Source organism: Novosphingobium sp. SG754 (genome assembly GCF_013149315.1).
GTDB classification, from domain to species: Bacteria; Pseudomonadota; Alphaproteobacteria; order Sphingomonadales; family Sphingomonadaceae; genus Novosphingobium; species Novosphingobium capsulatum.
The window spans coordinates 1-24,345 of record NZ_JABGCC010000014.1 but is presented as its reverse complement, the minus strand read 5'-3'; the positions used below and the strand labels follow the sequence as shown (position 1 = coordinate 24,345).

Below are 24,345 nucleotides of genomic sequence, written 5' to 3'. Positions count from 1 at the left end.
AATCCTCAGGCCAGCGCCGCCGCAATGCGCCGCAGCGCTTCATCCAGCACGGCATCATCGGCGGCAAACGAGATGCGGAAGCCCTGCGCACCGCCAAACGCCGAGGCCGCCACCACCGCCACGCCATGTTCCAGCAGATGCAGGGCCAGCGCCTCGTCATCACCAAAGCGCTCCATCAAGGGCGCGGCATCGATCATGCAGTAGAACGCGCCATCGGGCACTGGCGTCGACAGGCCGGGGATGGCGTTGATCGCGGCGACGACCTTGTCGCGCCGGGCGCGGAAACGCTCGCGCCAATCGGCCAGAAATTCTTGCGGGCCGGCCAATGCCGCCGTGGCGGCGGCCTGGGCGATCGAACAGGGATTGCCCGAATTGTGCGATTGCAGCTTGGCCATGGCCTTGATCAGCCATTCCGGCCCGGCCGAAACCCCGATGCGAAAGCCGGTCATCGCATGGCTTTTCGAAACGCCCGACACCGTCAACACGCGGTCGGCCAGATCGGGGCATTCCACTGCCAGCGTGGCATGCGCCCCGCCGCCATAGCGCAGCGGGGCATAGATATCGTCAGACAGCACCAGCACGCGCGGGAAACGGCGCAGCACGTCGCCCAGCGCGCGCAGTTCCGCCGCCGGATAGGTGGCCCCGGTGGGATTGCCCGGGCTGTTGAGCAGCAGCCAGCGTGTGGCGGGCGTGATCGCGCTGGCGAGTTGGTCGGGCGTGATGCGAAACCCGCTGCTGGCCTGCGTCGGCAGATCGACCACGCTGGCCCCGGCAAAGCGCACGATTTCGGGATAGCTGACCCACCAAGGCGAGGGAATCAGCACCTCATCACCCGGATTGAGCGTGGCAAGCAGCGCCTCGAAGATCGCCTGCTTGCCACCTGCCGTCACGATCACCTGGCTTGGTGGCACGGCAAGGCCAAGGTCGCGTTGGAAATGCAGAGCGGCTGCTTCACGCAAGGCCAGGGTGCCAGGCACGGCGGTATAGCGGGTCTGCCCGGTATCGAGCGCCGCCTTGGCCGCCGCGATCACATGGGGCGGCGTGGGGAAATCGGGTTCCCCCACCGACAGCGAGATGATGTCACGCCCGGCGGCGCGCAGTTCGATCGCGCGGTCGGTCATCGCATTGGTGCGCGAAGGCGCGATGCGGCCCAGCGCGGCGCTGGTGGCGTGGCTGTCCATGATGGCTCAGCCCTGGCCCAGGAGGCGCGCTGGCATCAGGCCGCGCAACGCATTGCCCAGGAAAAAGCCCTGCGCCAGGTCTTCCAGGCGAACCTCGCCCTCCACCGCGCGGCCTTCTTCCAGCAATTGCGCGCGCAGCACACCGGGCAGCAGGCCCAGATCGGCCGGCGGGGTGACGAGCACGCCGTCGCGCTCCACGAACACGGAGGTAAAGCAGCCTTCGGTGATCAGCCCATCGTCGCGGCGCAACAGGGCTTCCTTCGCGCCAACACCACGCGCCGCCTTGAGGCCGGCCTCGTAAAAGCCGCGATCGGTGGTCTTGTGGCGCAGGCGCCAGTCGCCGGTGCTGACCGGCAGGGGCAGCACGGCGCAGGTAACCGGCCCAGCAAAGGCAGGCGGCAGCGGCGCTGCCTCCAGCGCATGGGCGCCGCTGCGCGCCACCACCAGGCGCACCTTGGCCGGGGCATCGAGATCGAAACACAGCGCATGGATGGCGTTGCGCAAGGCATGGCGATCGAACGCAAAGCCCAATGCCTGCGCACTTTGCTTCATCCGCTCGAGATGCCGCTCCAGCAGCGGGATCCCCGCCGTCGGATCAAAGGCCATGGTCTCGATCAGATCGGCACTGCCGGCGTTCAGGCGCAAGAAATTCCCCTTTACCACGCATTCGCGCCATTCGCCCATCATGACGGAATCCGCGACCACGGCCGAGCCGACCCCCATGGTCGCCCGCCCGCCGGCCGCGCCGGGATGGTCTGGCACCAGGCGCACGGTGCGGATTGCCACATTGAACGCCGCGCTGCCAGCCCCCGGCGCATCACCGCGATCAGGCGCCGCAGTGTCGGGCACATCGACAAAGCCGATCGACCCGCAATAGAGTCCCCGCGCATCGCGTTCGGCTATGTCGATCCACTCCATCGCGCGAATCTTGGGCGCGCCGGTGATCGATCCGCAGGGAAAGATGGCGCGCAACACATCGGCCACGGCCACGCCGGGCTGCATCTGCGCGGTCACTGTGGTGACCATCTGGTGCACGGTGGGATAGCTTTCCACGGCAAAGGCATCGCGCACCTTGACCGTGCCGGGCACGGCCACGCGCGACAGATCGTTGCGCATCAGGTCAACGATCATCAGGTTTTCAGCGCGATCCTTGGGATTGGCAGCGAGCGCGGCCTTGAGCGCGGCATCTTCCTGCGGAGTGGCGCCGCGCGGCGCCGTGCCTTTCATCGGGCGCACGGTCACACGATCGCCGCGCCATTCGAAAAACAGCTCGGGCGAGACCGAGAGATGCCAGTGCGATCCATCCCACAAGACGGCGCCATGCCCGGCCAGCGCATCACCACGCAGCGCGGCATAGATCGCCAGCGGATCACCCTGCCAGGAACCGGCCAGCTGGAACGTCAGGTTGGCCTGATAGATATCGCCGCTGCGGATCGCTTCCTGCACCTGGGCAAAGGCGCGGGCATAGCCGCCGGTTGAATGCGTCGGGCCTAGCGGACCCAGCCGGCCGCCGCTGCCCTGCCCGGCGCTTTCGCGCGCCAGCCAGGCTGCCACGTCTGCGCTGGCCATCGGCGTCATCTGCGCAAAGCGGGCAAACCACACCAGCGGCCCGGCACTGCCGCTGCGCGCCGCCGCGCGCGGCAGCAGCCGCTCTTCCAGTGCCAGCCCGGCTTCATAGGCCAGCGCGCCGGCCCACCATCCCGGCGTTGCGCCGATCCGCGCCAGGGCCGCGTCCACCTCTTCGGGCCGGCGCGCCACCACGATCTCCAGCGGCGCTTCATAGAGGCGGGCCGAGCCGTGATCGCCTTGGCGGGCATCATCGAGCAAAAGAAAGGGGGCGCGTGTCATGACCCCACGCGCATAGCGACAAGCCGATGCGGATGCAAAAAGCCCTCGCGGGCAATCGCGGCTCATCCTACACAGCAAGGCAACAAATCGAGAGAGAGTGCGGCGGATGGACGAGATTTTCCTGGGCCTGGGCGCGAAGGGCGAACGCGAAGTGCTGTTGCTGGGCCGGGCCAACCGCCATGGCCTGGTCGCCGGGGCCACCGGCACCGGCAAAACTGTGACCTTGCAAGGCATGGCCGAACAATTCAGCCGCGCCGGGGTGCCGGTGTTCCTGGCCGACGTGAAAGGCGATCTTTCCGGCATCGCCATGCCTGGCAGCCCCACGTTCAAGCACGCCGCCTCGCTGGAACAGCGCGCCAAGGACCTGGGCATTGCCGACTATGCCTATGCCGACAATCCGGCGGTGTTCTGGGATCTGTATGGCGAGCAGGGCCACCCCATCCGCACCACGATTTCCGAAATGGGGCCGCTGCTGCTCGCACGATTGATGGGCCTTAATGAAACCCAGGAAGGCGTGCTGACCATCGCTTTCCGCTATGCCGACGACAACGGCCTGCTGCTGGTGGACCTGGCCGACCTGCAGGCCGTGCTGGCCGCCTGCGCCGAAAACGCTGGCGCGCTGGCCACCAAGTATGGCAACGTGACCAAGGCCAGCGTCGGGGCGATCCAGCGCCAGCTGCTCGGCCTGGAAAGCCAGGGTGCCGATCGCTTCTTTGGCGAGCCGGCCTTTGAGATCCACGATTTCCTGCAGGTGGACGAACAGGGCCGCGGCATGGTCAACGTGCTCGCCGCCGACAAGCTGATGCAGAGCCCCAAGCTCTATGCCACGTTCCTGCTGTGGCTACTGTCGGAACTGTTCGAGGCGCTGCCCGAAGTGGGCGACCCGGAAAAGCCGTGCCTGGTGTTCTTCTTCGATGAAGCCCACCTGTTGTTCGACGATGCACCCGATGCGCTGATGGACAAGGTGGAGCAGGTCGTCCGCCTCGTCCGCTCCAAGGGCGTGGGGGTCTATTTCGTCACGCAGAACCCGATCGATATTCCCGAAAAGGTGGCGGGCCAGTTGGGCAACCGCGTGCAGCATGCGCTGCGCGCGTTCACCCCGCGCGATCAGAAGGCGATCCGCGCCGCGGCTGAAACCTTTCGCATCAACCCCGATCTTGACGTGGGCCAGGCGATTACCGAGCTCAAAGTGGGTGAAGCGCTGGTCTCGATGCTCGACGCCGATGGCGCGCCGGGCATGGTCGCACGCACCCTGATCGCCCCGCCGCGCTCGCGCCTGGGGCCGGTCAGCCCGGCCGAGCGTGCTGCCATCCAGTCCGCCAGCCCGTTCGGCGGCAAGTACGATACCGCCGTCAACCGCGAGAGCGCGGCCGAAGTGCTGGCACAAAAAGCAGCAGACGCCGCCGCCGCGGCACAAACCGTGCAGGAACAGGGCGCAGACGCCCAGCGTGCCCAGCCGCGCCAGTCCCCCACACTGTGGGGCCGTGCGGGCAAGGCCGCGATGGGCGCTGTCGCCTCATCGGCCGGTGCGATGGTCGCCGCCCAGATCGCCGGCAAGAAATCCCGCGCCGCGCCGGTGGCCAGCGGGGTTACTGCAATGGTTGGCTCGATCGCGACGAGCCTGGGCGGCGAAGCCTTGGGCCGCTTCGCGCGCGGGCTTCTGGGTGGGTTGTTGCGGTAAGATGCCAGCAGCGGCTGGATCGCCACGGGTCTGAGCCAACATGCCCAGCCGCTGCACTTGCCTGTCAGTAAACGTCATCCCAATAGACGTTCACCGCACGCAATCACCAATCTGCGCCTGTCTCGGCAATAGCATCGAGCAAGGCTTGCTTTGACGGCGTGCGCCGGTTGCCAGCGTTGCGCGGCACAGCGACATCACCGACAACACTCCGCCGTGCGGCTATACGTTCGCCCAGTGCGTCAAGACTGATCGTCCCGCGCGTCGGCTTTAAGGTCTTGAACGCCATATGTGTCGATCGTCTCTTCGCGAATTCGGCGCTCCATATAATCCGTGTCGAGCCCTTCAGAAAGGGTGAACAGCGCCTGAGCCTGACCAATCATATCGTGCGCAGCGCCGGAAGCATATTGGCCCATGCGATCGGCGATCAGGTCTTCAATGGAAATTACCGCAACAGTCCCGTGGGCTCCCACTTCGATTAACTGCAGCAGGCTGGTGTCGGCATGTCCGTCGAGCAAACGGCTTCCCACCACTTCAAATCCCAGTTTGAGAGAAGGATGGATCCACCCCCGCGTCAACCGACCGGCGCCTCGGGGCCGCACAAACCCATGTTCGACCATAACACTTTCAAGCGCGGATTGCTGGGAGGTGACGAGATCGAAATCACCAGTGTTGATGGCACCTTGAGTATAAAGCTCCACCGCACCGCCGCCCACAAGGATTGGCGGATTTAGTCCAAGCTCATCCATGGCCGAACTGATTTCTGCCAGCTTTTCAAGTGCTGCTTGGAACTGGGGCCGCCACTGCGTCATGTCTGCCGACATTCCGGATTTGAACCGGCCTGTCGATGGAAATCTCGCGGTGTAGATGGAATGGCTTTCAGCCAACGCAATGGAAAGCGTGCCATTGACTCAGACACCACCAAGCCGTTGGCAGATCATTCCCGGCGGTTCGTCGAAACCGGTTGCACGTGCAACGAGCCGGGCGCAAGCAGGCGCCCAGCCTCTTTTCGCGTGAAAGGATCCCATGCGCGCTCTGCTTCTTGCCGCCACGATGCTGGCCGGCACCCTTGCCGCCGCCCCGGCACTTGCCGCCCCCGCTGCTTCCGCCGATGCCAAGGCCGTGGCCATTCCCGCCGCCGCTGGCGTGATGCCCGTGGGCAAGCTCGGCAATGCCGTGGTGCCCCGCGCCTATCGCCTCGATTTCACGCTCGATCCGGCCCAGCCGCGCTTTACCGGCCATACCGAGATCGACGTGACCGTGAACCAGGGCGGCCGCTATGTGTGGATGCACGGGCTCGATCTCAAGGTGAAGCAGGTTGTCGCCAAGGTGGGTGGCAAGACGATTGCCGGCACGTTCCAGCAGGCCGATCCCACCGGCGTGGCGCTGGTCACCTTTGCCCAGCCGCTGCCCAAGGGCGCCGCGACGCTGGCGTTCGATTATGAAGCCGGCTTCAACGATGGCCCCACCGGGCTGTTCCGCGTGCACGTGGACAACCAGTGGTACAGCTGGAGCCAGTTCGAATCGATCGATGCGCGCGGCGCGTTCCCTTCGTTCGACCAGCCCGGCTTCAAGACGCCCTATACCGTCACCATCACCACGCCGGCGGGCCAGCGCGCGGTAAGCAACGCGCCCGAAGTGGCGACCGAAACGCACGGCACCCAGACCGTGCACCGCTTTGCCCCGACCCTGCCGCTGCCCAGCTACCTCGTGGCGGTGATGGCCGGTCCGTTCGTGAGCGTGGATGGCGCCGTGCCGGCCACGCCGCAGCGCGTCACCCCGCTGCCGCTGCGCGTGATTTCGACCAAGCCCAATGCCGACAAGCTGGCCTTTGCCCGCGATGGCACCAAGGGCATCGTCAGCCACCTGGAGAACTATTTCGGCCAGGCCTTCCCCTTCCCCAAGCTGGACCAGATCACCGCGCCGATCATGCCGGGCGCCATGGAAAATGCCGGGGCCGATCTTTACGAGGATTCGCTCCTCGTGCTCGATGACAAGGCCTCGACCGCGCAAAAGCGCAACTTCGGCATGGTCGTGGCGCACGAGCTGGCGCATCAGTGGTTTGGCGATATGGTCAGCCCGGCCTGGTGGGACGATATCTGGCTCAACGAAAGCTTTGCCAACTGGATGGGCTTCCGCATCGGCAACGAATGGCGCCCCGATCTCAACATCGGCGCCGGCGCGCTGGAAGAAGGCTTTGCCGCGATGAACACCGACGCGCTGATCGTCGGCCGGCCCATCCACCAGAAGATCGAGCGCAACAGCCAGATCGACGCAGCCTTTGACACCATCACCTATGGCAAGGGTGGCCACGTGGTATCGATGATCGCCGCGTTCATGGGCGATACCAAGTTCCGCGACGGCGTCCGCGGCTACATGGCCAAGCACAAGTACGGCAACGCCAGCACCGCCGATTTCTTTGGCGCCATGGCCGATGCCGCCGGTGATCCGCGCATTCTGCCGGCCATGCAAAGCTTTACCGACCAACAGGGCGTGCCGCTGGTGACGTTTGCCCCAGCCGGGCAAGGCAAATGGAACGTGACGCAAAGCCGCTATGTCAGGCTCGGCACCCAGGCCCCGGCGCAAGCCCTGGCCCAGACCTGGGGCGTGCCACTGTGCCTGCGCCAGGGCGATGCCCGCGTCTGCCAGCTGTTGGTGGACAAGAGCGGCACGGTTGCCATCGCCGGCAACGGCGCGCTGATGCCCAACGCGGGCGGCACCGGCTATTACCGTTTCGAGCTGCCCGCGGCGCAGTGGGACAGCCTAATCGCGCAGGGTTCCGCCCTGCCCGGCGGCGAAGCCCTGGCCGCGATCGACAGCCTGGAAGCCAGCTTCCTGGCGGGGCGTGCCACGCCAGCGCAACTGGTGGCGGCCGCGCGCAGCTTTGCCGCCAATCCCGACAGCTACGCCAGCGATGGTGCGACCGGCCAGCTTGAAGCATTCGACGATCGCGGCATGTTGTCCCCGGCTGCCCACGACGGCCTGCGCCGCCTGGTGGCCGAAGTGCGTGGTCCGCAGCTCGCCAAGCTGGGCTTCGATCCGCGCGCCGGCGCGCATGCGGGTGACGATCCCGATCAGCAGCAGCGCCGCGTTGCCCTGGTGGCGGAAATGTCGGGAGTGGCCGAGGATGCCGCGCTCAATGCCAAGCTGGCCAAGGCGGTCGACAGCCTGCTGGCCGGCGATGCCAGGGCGCTCGATCCCGCCTTCTACAACAGCGCGTTTAAGGCCTGGCTCAAGCCGCGCGGCCTGGAAGGCGCCAAGGTGCTGATGGAAAAGGCACTGTCGACGGAAGATCCTCTGCTGCGCCCGGCCGCCCTGCGCGCCGTGGGCCGCAGCAACGATCCGGCCGTGGCCAAGTGGCTGATCGAAGAGTTTTCCGACAAGCGCCTGCGCCTTTCGGAAAAGCTGACCGGCATTTCGCTGGCCATCGCCTCGCCCAAGACAGCTGACTATGCGTTTGCCTGGGCCAATGCCCACGTCGACACTCTGCTCTCCAGCGGCGGCGGCATCTTCCTGGCGCGCAGCCTGCCCCAGGCGGTGAGCGGATTCTGCTCGGTGGACAAGGCCAAGACCATTGCCGCCTGGCGCCCGCACTTTGCCAACAACTCGGGCGCGCTCGAACTCGACCGAGCGATCGAGCGGGTGCAGGATTGCGCCGTGCTCAAGGAGCAGCGCTCGGCCGCGCTCTCGGCCGAACTGGCCGCAGTGAAGTAACGCCGAGCCGCCACCCTGGGCTATCCCGGGGTGGCACCCACAAAAAAGGGGCGCCTTCCAGACCCGGAAGGCGCCCCTTTTTGTGGGCTATAGGCAGGCGTGGGCGGTTATTCGACCACCGCGCCCCAGTTGCCCCAGACGTAGATGGCCACGAACAGGAACAGCCAGACCACGTCGACGAAGTGCCAGTACCAGGCCGCCGCCTCCAGGCCGAAATGCTGGCGCGGCGTGAACTCGCCCCGCTCGGCGCGGATCCAGCACACGATCAGGAAGATCGTGCCGATGATCACGTGGAAGCCGTGGAAACCCGTCGCCATGAAGAAGGCAGAACCATAGGTGTTCTTGCCAAAGGCGAACGGGGCATGGACGTATTCATAGGCCTGGATCGAGGTGAACAGCAGGCCGAGCAGGATCGTGGCCGTCAGGCCCAGCTTGAGGCCCTTGCGATCGCCATGGATCAGCGCGTGATGGGCCCAGGTCAGCGTGGTGCCCGAGCACAGCAGGATCAGCGTGTTGAGCAGCGGCAGGTCGAACGCGTTGATGACCGCCTCGATCGCCTTGGGCGGCCACACGCCGCCGATCACGTCGGTGTTGAGCTTGCTGGGGAACAGCGAGAAATCGAAGAACGCCCAGAACCAGCCGACGAAGAACATCACTTCCGAAGCGATGAACAGGATCATGCCATAGCGCTGGTGCAACTGCACCACCGGGGTATGATCGCCGGCGTGGGCTTCCTTGATTACCTTGCCCCACCACGAAAACATGGTGAGCAAGACGCCCAGCAGGCCCAGCAGCATGATCTGCGTGCCGCCAGCCATCTTGTGCATGTAGAAAACGCCGCCGCTGGTCATCACCAGGGCTGACATAGCGCCCATGAACGGCCAGATATCGGGCGGCAGGATGTGATAATCGTGGTTCTTGGCGCCGGCCATGATCGTCTACTTCCCCCAAGGCTTAACCAGCATCCTCGTGCGTACAGCGACGGGAGCCATTTTTGTGGTGGCTGCAATGTCTATCGGGCACATCTGGCCCGGTCCAGTCAATTTGCGGCCTTGTTGAACGTATAGCTGAGCGTGATTTCCGGGATATCGCGCGTGTTCGCGTCATCCAACATAGCCGGGTCCACGTAGTAGACCACCGGCATGCGCACTTCCTGACCCGGCATAAGCTTCTGATAATTGAAGCAAAAGCACTGAATCTTGTGGAAGTAGGAGCCGGTCTGCTCGGGTGTCACGTTGAACACCGCGCGGCCCACGATGGGCTGGTCGGAATTGTTGCGGGCGGTGAAGAAAGCGATCTTGCGCTCGCCGATTCGCCCATCCTGCGTCACCTGCTCGGGCTTGAACGTCCACGGCAGGCCGGGCGCGACATTGGCATCGAAGCGGATGGTGATCGGGCGCAGCGTAGGCTTGACCTTGGCCGCCTGGGCTGCAGTGGCGCGCTGGGTCGTGCCGGCAAAGCCCGTGGCCTGGCAGAACATGCGATAGAGCGGCACGGCGGCATAGCCCATGCCCAGCATGCCCAAGGCCGCCGCGCCGGCGATGATCGCCACCTTGCGGTTGGCCCGGGTGGTTTTGTCGATTGCCGCTGCCACGCTATCTCTCCCTTATCCGCCCGCCCGGCATTGTCCGGGTCAGGCGTGCTGCGCGCTTTCGTTGCGGTGTGCGGCCTGCACACCCAGTTTCACGACGGTGATGGCAAAGAACAGCACCACCAAAGCCCCCAGTACCAGTCCCAAAGCGCGGTTGCGCGCTTTCTGTCGCGCACGAAAGGCTTTCAGGTCAATATTTTCCGGCTTGTCGCCCACGTTGTTTCCTCTCCGCTCAGGCCCACCCCTGGAGCCCGGCAAACCGATCCAGCACCAGCGCGGCGAACAATGCAAACAGATAGAGCACCGAATAGCCGAACAGCCGCTTTTCCGGCTTCATCTTGTCATTGGCCACGCTGTCGCGCAGGCCCACCCGCATGGCCAGCACCAGGAAACCCAGGCCGAGCAGCGCCGCCGCCACGCCATAGACCAGCCCGGCGCCACCCAGCGCCCATGGCACCAGGCTCACGGGCACGAGCACCAGGGTATAGAACAGGATCTGCCGGCGCGTCGCCTTTTCACCCGCCACCACCGGCAGCATCGGAATGCCGACCTTGGCGTAATCGGTCTGTACGAACAGGGCGAGTGCCCAGAAGTGCGGCGGCGTCCACAGGAAGATGATCAGGAACAGCACCACCGGCATCCAGGTGATGTGCCCGGTCACGGCCACCCACCCGATCAGCGGCGGAAAGGCACCGGCCCCACCGCCGATCACGATGTTCTGCGGGGTGCGCGGCTTGAGCCACACGGTATAGACCCAGGCATAATAGAAGATCGAGATCGCCAGGATCGCGGCCGCCAGCCAACCGATCGCCAGGCCCATGACCACCACCGATCCGCCCGACAGCGCAAAGCCGAAATCGCGTGCCGATTCGCGGTCCATGCGCCCGGCCGGAACCGGACGGCGCGCGGTGCGCTTCATCCCGGCGTCGAGGTCTGCCTCCCACCACTGGTTGAGCGCGGCAGCGCCCCCGGCGCCCACAGCAATGCACAGAATCGCCGCAAACCCCAAGACCGGATGAATCTCTCCCGGCGCGGCGAGCAGGCCGCACAGCCCGGTAAAGATCACCAGCGTCATCACGCGCGGCTTGGTCAGAGCAAAGAAATCACGCCAATCGGCGGGCATGCGCAGGGGAGTCGTTACTAGGTCCATCGTGACGCGGCTATAGCAGCCCGGGCCATGAGGGAAAGTGTTCAAGGACAGCGAGCGTCACGCGCGATCATCCCCGGCGATCACACCCGCCCTGTCGGGCAATGGAACCGGAGGGCGGCCCGATCATTTGCCCGGTGTCACGGCATGGCCACCTCGATCCATGCCATCCCCCATTGCAGGAGCATGTTCCATGGCCACTGCCACCGCCGCCAAGCCGGCCAAGTCTGACGCCAGCTTTACCGACACCGCCACCCTGCGTGCCCAGGCCCGCAAGCATATCGACCAGGGCCCGGTCACCCAGTCCTTCCCCAAGGACCGCGAGGTGATCATCGCCCAGCTGAACAAGTCGCTGGCGACCGAATGGGTCTGCGTGCTGCGCTATATGCGGCACTATTACACTGCCGATGGCCTGGTTTCGGAACCGATCAAGGCGCATTTCCTCGAGCATGCCAACGAAGAGCGCACCCATGCCGACAAGCTGGCCGAACGCATCGTCCAGCTGGGCGGCGAACCCGATCTCGATCCTGCCACGCTGACCCAGCGCAGCCATGCCGAATACCAGGTGGGCAAGACGCTCAAGGACATGGTCAAGGAAGACCTCATCGCCGAACGCATCGCGGTGGAAGCCTATCGCGAACTGATCGCCTATGTCGGTGATCGCGATCCCACCACGCGGATCATGCTGGAAGGGATTCTGGCGCAGGAAGAAAACCACGCCGACGAATTCCGCGATCTGCTCGAAGGCTGGCAGGGGGAATAATCCCGCCGCCTTGTCCTGAATGTGTCGATCAATGCCCGGCGGCGCAGTCCTGCGTCAGCCGGGCATGCAGTTTGGCAATCATCTGCTGCCGATCGGCCAGCGCAAGATCGGTGCGCTGCGCGACATAGCGCAAGAGGGCGTAGGCCTGGTGCGCGCGCCATTGCGCGTCCGCCACCGCGCAACCCAGTTCCACGAACTGGTCCACCAGATAAGCCGTGCGCGCCGCGTCCACCGCGCCAACTGCGGCCCGTGCTGCCGCTGATCGGCGTGCCCAGCCCATGATGGCCAGTTCCAGATCGGCCGCGCGCGCTGCGGCACCGGAATGAAACGGCAGTTCCATCAGTCGCCTGATCCGGGTGGGCACATCGGGCTCGTCCCGCATCAGCCGCTCCTGCACCATCAGCGTCGATCGTGCCTGCCATTCCTCCAGAACGGCGTCGAGCAAGGCATTGCGATCCTTGAAATGCCAATAGAAGCTGCCCTTCGACGCCTTGAGGTCGATCGCCAGCTTTTCCACGCGGACCTGTTCCACGCTGCTGTCGGCCATCACCTGGATCGCTGCGGCGATCCAGTCGGCGCGGCCCAGACGCTTGCTGTGTGCCAATGGCGCGGCCGCTGCTGGCGCTGCGGCGGGATCGGACACTGGATTGGACGGGGACGACGTCATGCCATGCGGCTTAGGCGCCTTGCCATGTTCCGTCCAGAACCGGCCTTGACCCCGGCCCCTCCTCAAACCATACGGTAGCGTATAGAGAGAGGAACCCAAGATGTCCTACGCCGATGCCGCCGGCACGATCGTCGCCCAGATCCTCGCCCTGCCCGAATTCGCGCGGGTGCAGGCACTGTTTCCCGATGCCGGGTTGGACGAAGCGACGCTGCTGGAAATCATCGGTAGCGCCGGCGAACTGGCCGAGGGTGTGATCGAGCCTTTCAGCGCCCAGGCCGATCAGGTCGGCTGCAGCCTGGAACAGGGCCGCGTGCGCCTGGCGCCGGGCCATCACGACGCCTGGCAGGCCTTTGTTGCCGGTGGCTGGACCACGATCGAAGGGGCACCGCAATGGGGCGGCGCGGGTCTGCCGATGCTTGTGCACAGTGCGTGCGAGGAACTGCTCAACCGCGCCTCGCCCGCCTTCGGCATGCTGCCCACGCCGATGCGCTGCGCGACAAAGGTGATCGAACGCTATGCCGACCCGGCGCTGTGCGCCGAATGGGCGCCGCGCCTGGTCGATGGCAGCTGGGCCGCGACGATCTGCATTTCCGAGCCCGACGCCGGGTCAGACGTGCCGCGACTGCGCACTGCCGCAGTGCCCCATGCCGATGGCACCTGGCGGATTACGGGTGAAAAGATCTGGATCAGCTTTGGCGATCACGACCTTACCCCGCGCATCGCCCACATGGTGCTGGCGCGCACACCAGAGGGGGCGCATGGTCCGGCAGGCCTCAGCCTGTTTCTGGTGCCATCCGATATCGCGGGCCAACGCAATGCCGTGGTGGTGCGGCGCATCGAGGAAAAGCTTGGCCTGCACGGCTCGCCCACCTGCGCCCTGGGGTTCGAGGCGGCGACGGGCCACCTGATCGGCACGCCGGGGCGCGGTCTGGCGCAGCTTTTCACAATGATCATCGGCATGCGGCTGTCGGTCGGCAGCCAAGGGGCGGGCCTGTCGGGTGCCGCAGCCAGTCTCGCCTGGCGCTATGCTGCAGAGCGGCGGCAGGGCGGCAGGGCCGATGCCCCGCCGGTCACCATCGACCAGCACGGTGATGTGCAGCGCATGCTGCTGGGCCTTGCCGCGCGTGCCGAAGTCACCCGCGGATTGGTGTTGACCGCCGCGGCACTGTCAGACCTCCAGGCAAGGGAAGAGGACGAGGGGGCGCGCACCGAAGCGGGACTGGTGCTGGCCTGGCTGCTGCCGATCACCAAGAATTTCGCGGCCGAGGCAGCGAGCCTGTGCGCCAACGACGCCATCCAGGTTCTCGGCGGCGCCGGCTACACCCGCGAATGGCCAGCCGAACGCTATCTGCGCGATGCCCGCGTGCTGGCGATCTACGAGGGCACCAGCGGCATGCAGGCGCTCGACCTCGCCCTGCGCCGCGTGCTCGGCGATGAAGGCCGCGCCTATCGCGCCTTCCTGGCAAAGGCCCGCGGTGATGCGGACCGGCTCGGTAATGCCACCCTGGGGGCGCTGCTCGACATGCTCGAGCAGGTCGCATCGAGCCTCGACAAGCCGACGGCAACGGTCGTCGCCTATCCGTTCCTGCAACTGGCATCCCTGGCCACGACAGGATGGATCGCCGCCCGGCTGGCGGCACTGTCGGGTAGCCCGGTGCACGATCACCTCGCCGCGCTGGGCCGCCATTGGCTGCTGCTGGCGCAGGCGCAGGCATTGGCCGAAGCGGCACTCACATCCCACGGGCACGCCTTGGTGGCGGCATTCGATGATGTCGATCGCGGCTATCTGGGCTGAACGTGAAAAAGCCCCACGCCGTTGTTCGGCTGGGGCTGTTGTGTCGTGATGTTGAGAGATGGTTGAGGGCAGGATTTGCCTGGGCGGCGTCGGCGTACATCAGACGCGCTGCCGACGATTCCGCCTTTTCCCGCAAACGCTCCCTTGCTGCCACACGCCTCGAAACCTGCTGCCGAAAACTAATTAGGCGGAAACTTACTGGGCGAGGATCGACTGGGCGGCGATCGCCACCTGGGTGCGGTTGCGCACGTTGAGCTTGCGCATCAGCGCGGTCATATGGGCCTTAACGGTCTTTTCCGCGATGCCCAGGTCATAGGCGATCTGTTTGTTGAGCTGGCCCGAGCGCACGCCCTGCATCACTTTGAACTGGGTAGGAGTCAGGCGGACGGCGGGCGCCTCTGACAGGCGCTGCGCCGGCTGGTTCGGAACACTGGCAGGGGCAAAGTCGGTCACCGTTGTCTCTCCCTATCGCCTACCGTTGCGGCATCTACCGTGCGTCCATGCTCGGATCGGCATGGCGAAATCCAATATCAGTTAGACAGCTTTCTGATATTATGCCGGAGTTATTCCGTCAATACACGATTTATTGCTGAAATCGGCGCATACCTGTTATACAACTTTCCACAGAACCAGCGCAGGCAGGCAGCGCCGTGGCGCGAGAGGAGAGCAGGATGGGCCATCACGGATCGGGGCAAGGCAGGTCGGGGCGAATCACCACCACCCGGACGGCGGCAGCGCGATGAGCGACGATCTGCGCCTGGTCCTGGCCGCGCTGCTCGGCATTGGCCTCGCCATCGCCCTGATCGCGCGTGGGCGGTTCCATCCCTTTCTCGCCCTGCTCTGCGGCGCCTTTGCCGTGGGCATCGCGGTCGGCATGCCCGTCGCCGAAACTGCCAAGGCCGTGCAGAAAGGCGCAGGCGACGTGCTGGGCGGTACCGGCCTCGTCGTGGCGCTGGGCCTCTCGCTCGGTGCCATGCTGCAATTGTCAGACGGGGCGGGCGTGCTGGCCCGCATGGCGCTGCACCATGGCCGGCCGGCAGCGGCCCCTTGGCTGAGCATGGCGGTCGCGCTGTTGATCGGCCTGCCGCTGTTCTTCGAAACCGGCGTGGTGCTGCTGCTACCGATCGCGGCGGCGGCAGCCGCAGCGATGACCGGGCCGGCAGATGCGGGCACCACACGCCTGCGCCTGCTCCTCCCGGCGTTGGCAGGCCTCTCCACCCTGCATGCCCTGGTGCCGCCCCATCCCGGCCCGCTGCTGGCCGTGGACGCACTGCACGCCAGCCTGCCGCGCACGATGCTCTATGGCCTGCTGATCGGCGTACCCACGGCGATCGTGGCTGGCCCGCTGTTCGCGCTGTGGATCGCGCGCCGGGTTCGGCCCGATGCCCCGGTGATGACGCCGGCCGCGCCAATCGTCACCGCGCCCGGCGTGGGCCGCGCACTGCTGTGCGTGCTGCTGCCGGTGGTACTGATCGCCGCCGAGCAGATCGCCGCCGTGGCGCCGCCAGCCCTGGCCCCGCATCTTGCCTGGCTCGGCCTCGCGAGCAATCCGGTGCTCGCGCTGGTGCTCGCCAATCTCGTTGCCCTGCCGCTGTTGTTCGGCCGCGGGTTCAGCGCCCCGGCGATCCAGAGCGCGATCTGGAAGGAAGCGATGGCCCCGGCCGGAGCGATCATCCTGGCGATCGGCGCGGGCGGCGCGCTCAAGCAGGTGCTGGTCTCGGCCGGCCTGGCCGATTTCCTGGCCCACCTCGCCGCCCACGGCGGCATTCCCGCACTGCCGATGGCCTGGGCCGTGGCGGTGTGCATCCGCCTGGCCACCGGATCGGCCACGGTCGCCACGATCACTGCCGCCGGCATCATGCCCGGCGTGGTCGCCGCCACCGGCGCCTCGCCGGAATTGACCGTGCTTGCCATCGGCGCTGGCTCGGTGTTCTTCTCCCACGTCAACGATCCAGGGTTCTGGCTGGTGCGCAGCTATCTCGGCGCCAGCACGCCCGACACGTTCCGCACCTGGTCGGTGCTGGAAACGCTGATTTCGGTGGTAGGCCTGGTGCTGGTGCTGGCCGCCGGATGGCTCGTCTGAAGAAGGGGAGGACCATGCACGAGGAACGCCTGGCCGATCGCGCCTATGCCGGGATCGTCGAACTGATCAACACCGACGATCTCCAGATCGGCGACCGCCTGCCCTCCGAAACGCGCCTGGCGGAAATGTTCGGCATGTCGCGCACCGTGGTGCGCGAGGCGCTGGTCCGCCTCGCCTCCGACGGCTTTACCGAAGCGCGGCGCGGCGCCGGCTCGTTCGTCAAGCGGCGTCCGTCCGAAAGGCTGGGCAGCCATCTGCCGATGCAGAACCTGGCCGCCACCATGGGCAGCTATGAGGTGCGCCTGGTGCTCGAGGCAGAAGCGGCACGCCTGGCCGCGCAGCGCCGCTCGGCCGAACAGATGCTGGTGATCGAGCGCGCGATGGACGCGCTGCGCGCCGCCCTGCAAGCGAGTGGCCCGGCCCATGTGGAAGACATGGAACTGCACCGCGCCATTTTCGAAGCGACCGCCAACCCGATCTTCGTCTCCAGCTTCGATCACATGCATGACGAGATCGACCGCATCCTGCGCGCCGGGGTCGATATCTCGCGCTCCCGCCCGCCCGCCGCGATCAACGCCATGATTGAGGAGCACGAGCTGGTCGTCGACGCGATCCGCGCCCAGGATGGCGATGCTGCTGCGCTCGCGATGCGCTGGCACCTGTGGCAGGGGCGCAAGCGGCTGATGCCCTGAGCGCCTGAAATTCCACACACTTAAGACTATGGTCGCGCCTGCCCCGGCGCGCGCCAGCCGCTATCCCGGCCCGATCGTGTGAGGAGAGGAAACGTGGTGCCACGGCAGGCCTGGATGATCGGATCAAGCATTCTGGCAGCCATCGCGCTCGCCCCAACCCTGGCACAGGCCAAGGCGCCATCGGTGTTCGACCAGGTGCCCGGCGATACCCAGGCGATCACGGTGCGCGCGGTGGGCGATGGCAAGGCCGACGACAGCGCCGCGATCCAGCAGGCGCTGGACCAAGCCGGGGCGCGCGGCGAAGGCGTGGTATTCCTGCCCAGCGGGCGCTATCGCATCACCCGCTCGCTGTTCCTTTGGCCAGGCCTGCGCCTAATCGGCACGGGCAAGACCCGGCCGGTGCTGATGCTCGGCGATGCCACGCCGGGCTTCCAGCAGGGTGTGGCCACCATGGTGATCTTCACCGGGCGCGGTCCCAAGGGCAGCCCCACTGCCGGCGAGGGCAAAGTGCCGTTCCCCCCGCCCGACGCGGTGCCGTTCAATCCCGCGATCGCCGACGCCAATTCCGATGCGTTCTATTCAGCCATGGCCAATATCGACATTGCCATCGGCGCGGGCAATCCGGCGGCAGTAGGCGTGCGTTTCCACGCCGCGCAGCACGCCTATCTGCGGCACATGGATTTTGCGGTAGGTTCAGGCCTCGCCGGCGCCTATCAGGTGGGCAACATGGCGCAGGACGTGCATTTCCACGGCGGCCGCTATGGCATTCTCAGCGAAAAGACCTCCCCCGCCTGGCCGTTCACGCTGCTCGACGCCACATTCGACGGCCAGCGCGAGGCCGCCATTCGCGAGCACGAGGCCGGACTCACCCTGGTCAACGTCGCGCTGCGCAACGTGCCGGTGGGGATCGCCATCGACGAGGACTATGGCGACTGGCTGTGGGGCAAGGACGTCCGTTTTGAAAACGTCAGCCAGGCTGGGGTGGTCATCGCCAATGAAGGCAACGCCTATACCCAGATCGGCTTCGACAACGCCGTGGCCACCCACACCCCGGTCTTCGCCCGCTTTCGCGAAAGCGGCAAGACCGTGGCCGGGGCCGCGCCGGTTTATCGGGTGAAGAGCTTCACCCACGGCATCACCCTGCCCGGCCTGGGTGTGCCCGGCGCGGTTGAAACGCGCATGGACCAGGCCGCGCTCGCCGCCTTGCCCCGGCCGCGTGCCCCGGCGATCCGCGCGCTGCCCCGCCCGGCGCAATGGACCAACGTGCGCACACTGGGCGCCAGCGGCGATGGCCGGACCGACGATACCGCCGCCCTGCAACGCGCGATCGCCACGCACCGCGTGCTCTATTTCCCGATTGGCCGCTATGTCGTCACCGATACGCTGACGCTGCGGCCCGACAGCGTGCTGATCGGCCTGCATCCCGATCTCACCCAGATCGTGCTGCCCGATGGCACGCCCGCATTCCAGGGCGTCGGCGCCCCGCGCGCGCTGGTCCTGGCGCCTGCCGGGGGAGAGGCCATCGTCACTGGGCTGGGCCTGTTCACCGGCGGCATCAACCCGCGCGCCACCGCGCTGTCGTGGCAATCGGGCGCCGGCTCGCTGGTCGAAGACGTGAAATTCCAGGGCGGCCACGGCACCCTGGCGGCCGATGGCACCCGCTTCGATCCCTACAACGACACCCATACCGCCGACAAAGACCCGCGCCGGCGCTGGGGCGGCCAGTATCCCAGCCTGTGGGTCAACGCGGGCGGTGGCGGCACTTTCGCCAATATCTGGACGCCCAATACTTATGCCCAGGCCGGCATGGTCGTGTCCGACACGCAGACGCCCGGCCATGTCTACCAGATTTCGGCCGAGCACCATGTCCGCACTGAATTCGGCCTCACCCGCGTCGCCAACTGGGAATTCCTGGCACCACAGACCGAGGAGGAAGCCGGCGAAAGCCCCGATGCCGTCTCGTTCGACATCCGCGAATCCCGCAATATCCTGATCGCCAATCTCCACGCCTATCGCGTCACCCGCTCGCGCCAGCCCGCCCGTGCCGCCGTACGGATCGAGCGTTCGGCCGACATCCGCCTGCGCAACGTGCACGTGAACGCCGAAAGCGGCTTTGCCACCTGCGACGAAAACGGCTGCGCCACGTTCCTGCGCGCCAGCAAGTTTCCGTTCGAAAACGCGCTGCTCGACGTGACGCATGGCCTGGAAGTGCGCGAACGCGAATTTGCCGTGCTCGACGTGCCCGCCAATCCGGTTGCGCCGGCAGCGACCAGGGTGCCGGTGACCAAGCTCGCCGACGGATTCTTCTCCGCCAGCGGCGGCGTGGTCGATGCGCAGGGCAAGCTCTATTTCATCAATCATTTCCAGCAGCGCATTCACGGCTGGAGCGAGACCGAAGGGCTGACCACCGAACGCGACGCCCCGCTCGATCCGGTCAATCTGACAATGGACCGGGCGGGCAACCTGATCGTGCTCTCCGCGCTCGGCCGCAACGGCACGGTCTATGCGTTCAAACCCGGCACATCGGCGCAGGCGCTGACGGTGATCCCGCCCACCGCCGCCGCCACCACACCGGCCCCCGACCGGCTCACCGCCCTGCCCGGCAACCTCTGGGTCAACGGTGAGTTTCGCAGCCAGCTCGATCCCGCAACCTACCGCTTCACCACCCTGGCAGAGATGTTCGCCCGCGATGTGGCGCTGCCCAAGGCGCAGGAATATGTCTCGCCCGATGGCAGCCTTGCCGTCCCCGCCTATCGCGTGTTCCAGCAAGGCCCGGCTGACCATCTCGGCTGGCGCTTTTCCGATTCGCTCGATGCCTATGGCCTAGTCACCGCCAGACCCGACGCGCGGGTGTTCCTGAGCAACGAGTCAGAAGACCGGACCTATTCCGCCCGCGTGGGCGCCGGCGGCACAGTGACAGACCTGCAACCCTTTGCCGATCGCGGCGGGGAAAGTGTGGCATCAGGGCCAGACGGACGCGTCTACATCGCCAATGGCCAAGTCTTCGTCTACGACGCAGCAGGCCGCCCGATCGACCGGATCGACGTGCCCGAACGCCCCCTGCAATTGCTGTTTGGCGGCAAGGACGGACGCACGCTCTACATTCTCACCCACCACGCCCTCTTTGCCGCACGGCCCTGAGGGAACGGAACCTGTAAGCGCCCTGCAACTAAGCTGCGAGGCGCTGGGCGATCCAGGCCAGGATCGCATCGGCCAGCCGATCCTGGCCCTGCGTGGAATCGAGAGTAAGCGCCGGCTCATCCGCGCCGGGTCGCTCCAGCGTGTCCAACTGGCTATCGAGCAGGCTCGGCGGCATGTAGTGCCCGGGCCGGTTGCCCATGCGCCGGGCCAGTTCGGCCAAGGGCGCATCGAGCAGGGCAAAGGCGATCGGCTCGGCTGTCGCGGTAGCCAGCCGCTCGCGATAGGCGCGCTTCAGCGCAGAACAGGCCGCGACCACCACGCCGCCTTGCCGCACCGCTTGGCCCATCGCCGCGCCCAGGTGATCGAGCCAGGGCCAGCGGTCTGCATCGGTCAGGGCGATGCCCTCGCGCATCTTGGCGACGTTTGCCGCCGAATGGAATCCATCGCCTTCCAGGAATGGGCAGTCCAGCCGCGCCGCCAGCGCCGCGCCCAGTGTCGATTTGCCGCTGCCGCTCACGCCCATCACCACGATGGCCAGCGGCGCCACGCTGTGGCCTGCAATCTTGCCCGACACGCTTCTGTCCTTCCTGCTTTGCCGTCCCCGCATGGCGTGCGCCGCGCGGGTTGCCTGACAGCCATGTCAACAGCGTCCTTAACCGCGTCGCCGGCGCCCGCCCAATTAGGACCATGGTCGCGGCTGCGCCAGGCGCCCCGCGGTCCTATGCCCTCACCACGGAAACCCGGCTGCCAACGCCAGGACCACGCACAAGATTGTTAGCGATACCAGCCCTGGCCAAAGCAACGTCACCGGCCAAGGGACCAGCCATGGGGGAGATTTCGATGACCACCACGCCAACCGCCACGTCGAGTAGCAGGCCGCTGCGCACCGTCCTGGCCAAGGGCACCGCGCTCGTGGCGCTGGCCTGGGCCTGCCCAGTGCTCGCGCAACAGGCCGCACCGACCGCCTTGCCCGAAACCCCTGCCCCAGCAGCGGCGCCCGCCCCCAGCACCGGGGAAATCGTCGTCACCGGTTCGCGCATCACCTCCAGCGGCTTCAGCGCGCCGACCCCCACGCAAGTGCTCAGCGCCGCGGTGATCGCCAAGAGCGCGCAGCCCAACATCTTCACCACCATCGCCCAGTTGCCCTCGCTCCAGGGCAGCACCGGTGCCACCTATGGCACCAACAGCACGTCCAGCGGCACCCAGGGGCTCAGCTCGTTCAGCCTGCGCGGCCTTGGGCCGATCCGCACGCTTACCCTGCTCGACGGCCAGCGCGTGGTCGGCGCCAATGTCACCGGCGTGCCTGATATCAGCCTGTTCCCGCAATTGCTGGTCGATCGGGTGGACGTGGTCACTGGCGGCGCATCGGCATCCTATGGATCGGACGCAGTAGGCGGCGTGGTGAACTTCGTCACCAACACGCACTTCGAAGGTTTCAAGGCCAACGCGCAGAACGGCATCACCACCTATGGTGATGATTACAACTACACGTTCCAGGCCGCAGCCGGGAAATCCTTCATGGATGGCCGCCTGCATGTGGTGGTCAGCGGCGAATACAGCCATGAAAACGGCGTTCCCGCCTATGGTTTCGGCGAAGGCCCCGGCCCCAATGGGCGCGACTGGTACGAGACCGAAACCTTGATCAACACCGGCCTGCACACCGATGGCAGGCCGCAATACCGCAACAGCAAGCATGCCCAGGCCTATCAATACACCAAGTATGGCCTGATCACGGCCGGCCCGCTCCAGGGCATCGCCTTCGACCAGAGCGGCAAGCCGTTCAATTTCGTCTATGGCTCCAATGGCGTGCCCGACAAGAACGCCGCCGGCACCGTGACCGGTTGCAACAACGGCTTCTGCGTGGGCGGCGATCTTTCCGGCAACGTCGGCAACGGCACCAGCCTGCAATCGGAAATCACCCGCACCAACGGCTATGGCCGCATCGGCTTCGATATTGATAATGACAACGAGGTCTATGCCACGGTCAATGTGGCGCGCGTCACCTCCAACAACACACCCAATCCGGGCGCGGCCAAGGCCAATTCGCTCACCCTGCAATGCTCCAACCCGTTCGTGCCCACCTCGATCCAGGATCTGTGCGCGGCCAACGGCATCACCAGCTTCAAGTATGGCGTCAGCAACGCGGTGCTGCCGAAGTTCATCAACGTCAATCCGGTGCGCGAGCAATATCGCTTCGTCGCCGGAGCCAAGGGCAAGATCCCGTTCCTGGGCAGCGACTTGCACTATGACGCCTATGTCGAGCATGGCGAGAACATCACCGACATCACGGTGAGCAACATCACGCTCAACGCCCGATACAACGCCGCGATCCAGGCGGTGCGCCTGAACGACGGCACCATCGCCTGCGCCGATCCGGCCGCACGCGCCAGTGGCTGCGTACCGCTCAACATCATTGGCGGCGCCACCCCCAGCGCGGCGACGCTTGCCTATATCACCCCTGCCCATGGCCCGCACCAGCACACCCGCCAGACCCAGGACGTGGCCAGCATCGCGTTCAACAACCAGCCCTTTTCCACCTGGGCCGGCCCGGTTTCGCTGGCATTCGGCGGCGAATGGCGCCGCGAATACTACCGCGTGAAAGGCGATCCCTATGGCAACGGGGTCACCGCCAGCAATCCCAACACCGCCGATTACCCGGCCGATCCGCTGCTCAACACCGCTGGCAACAACTGGTACGCGGGCAACTATCACGACGGCAGCGGCAAGTATTCGGTCTATGAAGGCTTCCTCGAAGCGAACCTGCCGCTGGTCGACACGCCCGGCGCTGGCAAGGCCAATCTCAACCTGGCGGGTCGCGCCACGCACTACAGCACCTCGGGCACGGTCTACACGTGGAAGATCGGCGGCACCTGGCAAACGCCGGTGGACGGCATCCGCCTGCGCGCGGTCACCTCGCGCGACGTGCGCGCACCCAACCTGAGCGAACTTTATGCCGCGCCGATCACGGTTACCGTTCCGGGGCTGACCAATCCGTTCAACAACAACCAGCCTGTCACCGTGCAGCAGAACACGATCGGCAACACCGCACTCAAGCCGGAAATCGCGCGCAATACCGAGGCCGGGGTCGTGCTGTCGCGCCCGGGCTGGGCGCCAGGCCTCAACCTCTCGGTCGATTACTATCGCATCAAGGTAAAAGGCGTGGTGTCCTCACTCAGCGCGCAGCAGGAAGTGAACTACTGCTATGGCGGGGTGACGCAACTGTGCAGCGCCTTCGATCTCAATGCCGCCACGCCCTATGTCAACGTGCAGGCGTTCAACCTCGCCTCGATTTTCACCGACGGCTTCGATATCGAGGCAAGCTATCAGTTCCGGCTCGACAGCCTCAAGCTGCCTGGCAACCTGACCTTGCGCGCACTAGCCACCAATGTGCGCAACTATATCACCGATATCGGTCTGCCCAACACGATCCCCACGCAAGGCGCCGGGGTCAACGCCGGGGCCACGCCCAAGTGGAAAGTGCTGGCAACCGAAAGCTGGGATACCGACAACTTCAGCCTGACCTTCACCCAGCGCTGGTTCAGCGCCGGCAAGATCAGCAACGAATATATCGAGTGCCAGACCAACTGTCCGGTGCAGACCGCACAGCAGGCCACGCTGCACCCCACGATCGACAACAACCGCATGCCCGGCGCGTTTTATTTCGACGTGGGCGCCACGTACAACGTGACCAAGGCGATCACGGCCTATGCCAAGGTGGACAATCTGTTCAACCACGATCCAGCCGCGTCGCCACAGACCAACACCGGGATCGACGTGAACCCGCTGCTCTACGACGTCATCGGCCGGATGTATCGTATCGGCGTGCGCGCCAGTTTCTGACCAGACCCTCCCTCGCCGCCGGTCCCGCTCCCAGGGACCGGCGGTTCTTTTTGTCCGGTGCTCCTACAGACCTAGGCAATCAGGAACGCGATAGCCGCGTCGTCGAGAGCGGTAAGCGACGTTCTCAGGCCACGGCGATCCAGGGCATGAGTTCGCCGACGGCGTTGGCTGGATGACTGCTGGCGAGCTTGGCGAGGGTCTGAGC

18 protein-coding genes are annotated in these 24,345 nt (G+C 66.0%); 8 read left to right on the top strand and 10 right to left on the bottom strand.

The features are described 5' to 3' along the window. Nucleotides 1-5: 5 nt before the first annotated feature. Nucleotides 6-1,181, bottom strand: coding sequence for a pyridoxal phosphate-dependent aminotransferase (locus tag FHW97_RS20465; protein ID WP_022675179.1), 1,176 nt, complete (start codon nucleotides 1,179-1,181; stop codon nucleotides 6-8). A 6-nt stretch (nucleotides 1,182-1,187) separates the two neighbouring features. Then, complete coding sequence (gene pabB, locus FHW97_RS20460) at nucleotides 1,188-3,029, bottom strand: aminodeoxychorismate synthase component I (RefSeq protein ID WP_054132373.1); 1,842 nt, start codon at nucleotides 3,027-3,029, stop codon at nucleotides 1,188-1,190. Nucleotides 3,030-3,135: 106 nt separating this feature from the next. Between pabB and FHW97_RS20455 the strand changes: the two genes are divergently transcribed. Beyond that, on the top strand, nucleotides 3,136-4,710 hold the full coding sequence (locus FHW97_RS20455; RefSeq protein WP_022674744.1) for a helicase HerA-like domain-containing protein: 1,575 nt from the start codon (nucleotides 3,136-3,138) through the stop codon (nucleotides 4,708-4,710). A 239-nt stretch (nucleotides 4,711-4,949) separates the two neighbouring features. On the opposite strand, the gene FHW97_RS20450 is transcribed toward FHW97_RS20455, so the two are convergent. Further along, nucleotides 4,950-5,531 carry a hypothetical protein gene (locus FHW97_RS20450; protein WP_022674743.1) on the bottom strand — a complete coding sequence of 194 codons (582 nt, stop codon included), beginning with the start codon at nucleotides 5,529-5,531 and terminating at the stop codon, nucleotides 4,950-4,952. Between the two features lie 202 nt (nucleotides 5,532-5,733). Between FHW97_RS20450 and FHW97_RS20445 the strand changes: the two genes are divergently transcribed. Further along, nucleotides 5,734-8,421, top strand: a complete 2,688-nt coding sequence (locus FHW97_RS20445; RefSeq protein ID WP_171799637.1) for a M1 family metallopeptidase — start codon at nucleotides 5,734-5,736, stop codon at nucleotides 8,419-8,421. Nucleotides 8,422-8,528: 107 nt separating this feature from the next. On the opposite strand, the gene FHW97_RS20440 is transcribed toward FHW97_RS20445, so the two are convergent. The 4 genes from FHW97_RS20440 to FHW97_RS20425 all read right to left on the bottom strand — a co-directional run bounded on the left by FHW97_RS20440 (nucleotide 8,529) and on the right by FHW97_RS20425 (nucleotide 11,162). After that, on the bottom strand, nucleotides 8,529-9,353 hold the full coding sequence (locus FHW97_RS20440; protein ID WP_022674741.1) for a cytochrome c oxidase subunit 3: 825 nt from the start codon (nucleotides 9,351-9,353) through the stop codon (nucleotides 8,529-8,531). Between the two features lie 107 nt (nucleotides 9,354-9,460). Then, on the bottom strand, nucleotides 9,461-10,015 hold the full coding sequence (locus FHW97_RS20435) for a cytochrome c oxidase assembly protein (RefSeq protein ID WP_022674740.1): 555 nt from the start codon (nucleotides 10,013-10,015) through the stop codon (nucleotides 9,461-9,463). A 39-nt stretch (nucleotides 10,016-10,054) separates the two neighbouring features. Next, nucleotides 10,055-10,228, bottom strand: a complete 174-nt coding sequence (locus tag FHW97_RS20430) for a hypothetical protein (protein ID WP_166643350.1) — start codon at nucleotides 10,226-10,228, stop codon at nucleotides 10,055-10,057. Nucleotides 10,229-10,244: 16 nt separating this feature from the next. After that, a complete protein-coding gene (locus FHW97_RS20425; RefSeq protein WP_028657435.1) occupies nucleotides 10,245-11,162 on the bottom strand; it encodes a heme o synthase in 918 nt (305 codons plus the stop codon). A 190-nt stretch (nucleotides 11,163-11,352) separates the two neighbouring features. On the opposite strand from FHW97_RS20425, the gene FHW97_RS20420 reads away from it, so the two are divergent. After that, on the top strand, nucleotides 11,353-11,922 hold the full coding sequence (locus tag FHW97_RS20420) for a bacterioferritin (protein ID WP_183533850.1): 570 nt from the start codon (nucleotides 11,353-11,355) through the stop codon (nucleotides 11,920-11,922). Nucleotides 11,923-11,950: 28 nt separating this feature from the next. Here the strand turns inward: FHW97_RS20420 and FHW97_RS20415 are convergent, their stop codons facing one another. Continuing rightward, nucleotides 11,951-12,589 (bottom strand): TetR/AcrR family transcriptional regulator, encoded by a 639-nt coding sequence (locus FHW97_RS20415; RefSeq protein WP_171799635.1) that lies wholly within the window; start codon nucleotides 12,587-12,589, stop codon nucleotides 11,951-11,953. Nucleotides 12,590-12,689: 100 nt separating this feature from the next. Between FHW97_RS20415 and FHW97_RS20410 the strand changes: the two genes are divergently transcribed. Continuing rightward, nucleotides 12,690-14,384, top strand: a complete 1,695-nt coding sequence (locus FHW97_RS20410; protein ID WP_171799634.1) for an acyl-CoA dehydrogenase family protein — start codon at nucleotides 12,690-12,692, stop codon at nucleotides 14,382-14,384. Nucleotides 14,385-14,579: 195 nt separating this feature from the next. Here FHW97_RS20410 and FHW97_RS20405 read toward each other — a convergent pair whose 3' ends face one another. Continuing rightward, nucleotides 14,580-14,789 carry a helix-turn-helix transcriptional regulator gene (locus tag FHW97_RS20405; protein WP_210427002.1) on the bottom strand — a complete coding sequence of 70 codons (210 nt, stop codon included), beginning with the start codon at nucleotides 14,787-14,789 and terminating at the stop codon, nucleotides 14,580-14,582. Between the two features lie 334 nt (nucleotides 14,790-15,123). Here FHW97_RS20405 and FHW97_RS20400 point away from each other — a divergent pair, with 334 nt between their 5' ends. From FHW97_RS20400 to FHW97_RS20390, 3 genes are all read left to right on the top strand, one after another. Next, a complete protein-coding gene (locus FHW97_RS20400; RefSeq protein WP_171799633.1) occupies nucleotides 15,124-16,467 on the top strand; it encodes a gluconate:H+ symporter in 1,344 nt (447 codons plus the stop codon). A 14-nt stretch (nucleotides 16,468-16,481) separates the two neighbouring features. Continuing rightward, nucleotides 16,482-17,159: a FadR/GntR family transcriptional regulator gene (locus FHW97_RS20395; RefSeq protein WP_062787197.1), complete on the top strand. Its 678-nt coding sequence runs from the start codon at nucleotides 16,482-16,484 to the stop codon at nucleotides 17,157-17,159. 114 nt (nucleotides 17,160-17,273) lie between these two features. Further along, the gene (locus FHW97_RS20390) at nucleotides 17,274-20,300 is read left to right on the top strand and encodes a glycosyl hydrolase family 28-related protein (RefSeq protein ID WP_171799654.1); all 3,027 of its coding nucleotides are present in this window, start codon (nucleotides 17,274-17,276) and stop codon (nucleotides 20,298-20,300) included. Nucleotides 20,301-20,328: 28 nt separating this feature from the next. Here FHW97_RS20390 and FHW97_RS20385 read toward each other — a convergent pair whose 3' ends face one another. Beyond that, a complete protein-coding gene (locus tag FHW97_RS20385) occupies nucleotides 20,329-20,823 on the bottom strand; it encodes a gluconokinase (RefSeq protein WP_082209292.1) in 495 nt (164 codons plus the stop codon). A 317-nt stretch (nucleotides 20,824-21,140) separates the two neighbouring features. Between FHW97_RS20385 and FHW97_RS20380 the strand changes: the two genes are divergently transcribed. Further along, entirely contained in the window at nucleotides 21,141-24,140 is a 3,000-nt protein-coding gene (locus FHW97_RS20380; protein WP_171799632.1) for a TonB-dependent siderophore receptor, read from the top strand. The last annotated feature ends 205 nt before the right edge of the window (nucleotides 24,141-24,345 follow it).

Bases quoted from the DNA above. Each gene is read 5' to 3' on its own strand.
- FHW97_RS20380 (WP_171799632.1), top strand. From the start codon at position 21,141: ATGACCACCACGCCAACCGCCACGTCGAGTAGCAGGCCGCTGCGCACC.
- FHW97_RS20440 (WP_022674741.1), bottom strand. From the start codon at position 9,353: ATGGCCGGCGCCAAGAACCACGATTATCACATCCTGCCGCCCGATATC.
- FHW97_RS20420 (WP_183533850.1), top strand. From the start codon at position 11,353: ATGGCCACTGCCACCGCCGCCAAGCCGGCCAAGTCTGACGCCAGCTTT.
- pabB (WP_054132373.1), bottom strand. From the start codon at position 3,029: ATGACACGCGCCCCCTTTCTTTTGCTCGATGATGCCCGCCAAGGCGAT.
- FHW97_RS20385 (WP_082209292.1), bottom strand. From the start codon at position 20,823: ATGGGCGTGAGCGGCAGCGGCAAATCGACACTGGGCGCGGCGCTGGCG.
- FHW97_RS20445 (WP_171799637.1), top strand. From the start codon at position 5,734: ATGCGCGCTCTGCTTCTTGCCGCCACGATGCTGGCCGGCACCCTTGCC.
- FHW97_RS20410 (WP_171799634.1), top strand. From the start codon at position 12,690: ATGTCCTACGCCGATGCCGCCGGCACGATCGTCGCCCAGATCCTCGCC.
- FHW97_RS20400 (WP_171799633.1), top strand. From the start codon at position 15,124: ATGAGCGACGATCTGCGCCTGGTCCTGGCCGCGCTGCTCGGCATTGGC.
- FHW97_RS20425 (WP_028657435.1), bottom strand. From the start codon at position 11,162: ATGGACCTAGTAACGACTCCCCTGCGCATGCCCGCCGATTGGCGTGAT.
- FHW97_RS20395 (WP_062787197.1), top strand. From the start codon at position 16,482: ATGCACGAGGAACGCCTGGCCGATCGCGCCTATGCCGGGATCGTCGAA.
- FHW97_RS20465 (WP_022675179.1), bottom strand. From the start codon at position 1,181: ATGGACAGCCACGCCACCAGCGCCGCGCTGGGCCGCATCGCGCCTTCG.
- FHW97_RS20450 (WP_022674743.1), bottom strand. From the start codon at position 5,531: ATGTCGGCAGACATGACGCAGTGGCGGCCCCAGTTCCAAGCAGCACTT.
- FHW97_RS20390 (WP_171799654.1), top strand. From the start codon at position 17,274: ATGATCGGATCAAGCATTCTGGCAGCCATCGCGCTCGCCCCAACCCTG.
- FHW97_RS20455 (WP_022674744.1), top strand. From the start codon at position 3,136: ATGGACGAGATTTTCCTGGGCCTGGGCGCGAAGGGCGAACGCGAAGTG.
- FHW97_RS20415 (WP_171799635.1), bottom strand. From the start codon at position 12,589: ATGACGTCGTCCCCGTCCAATCCAGTGTCCGATCCCGCCGCAGCGCCA.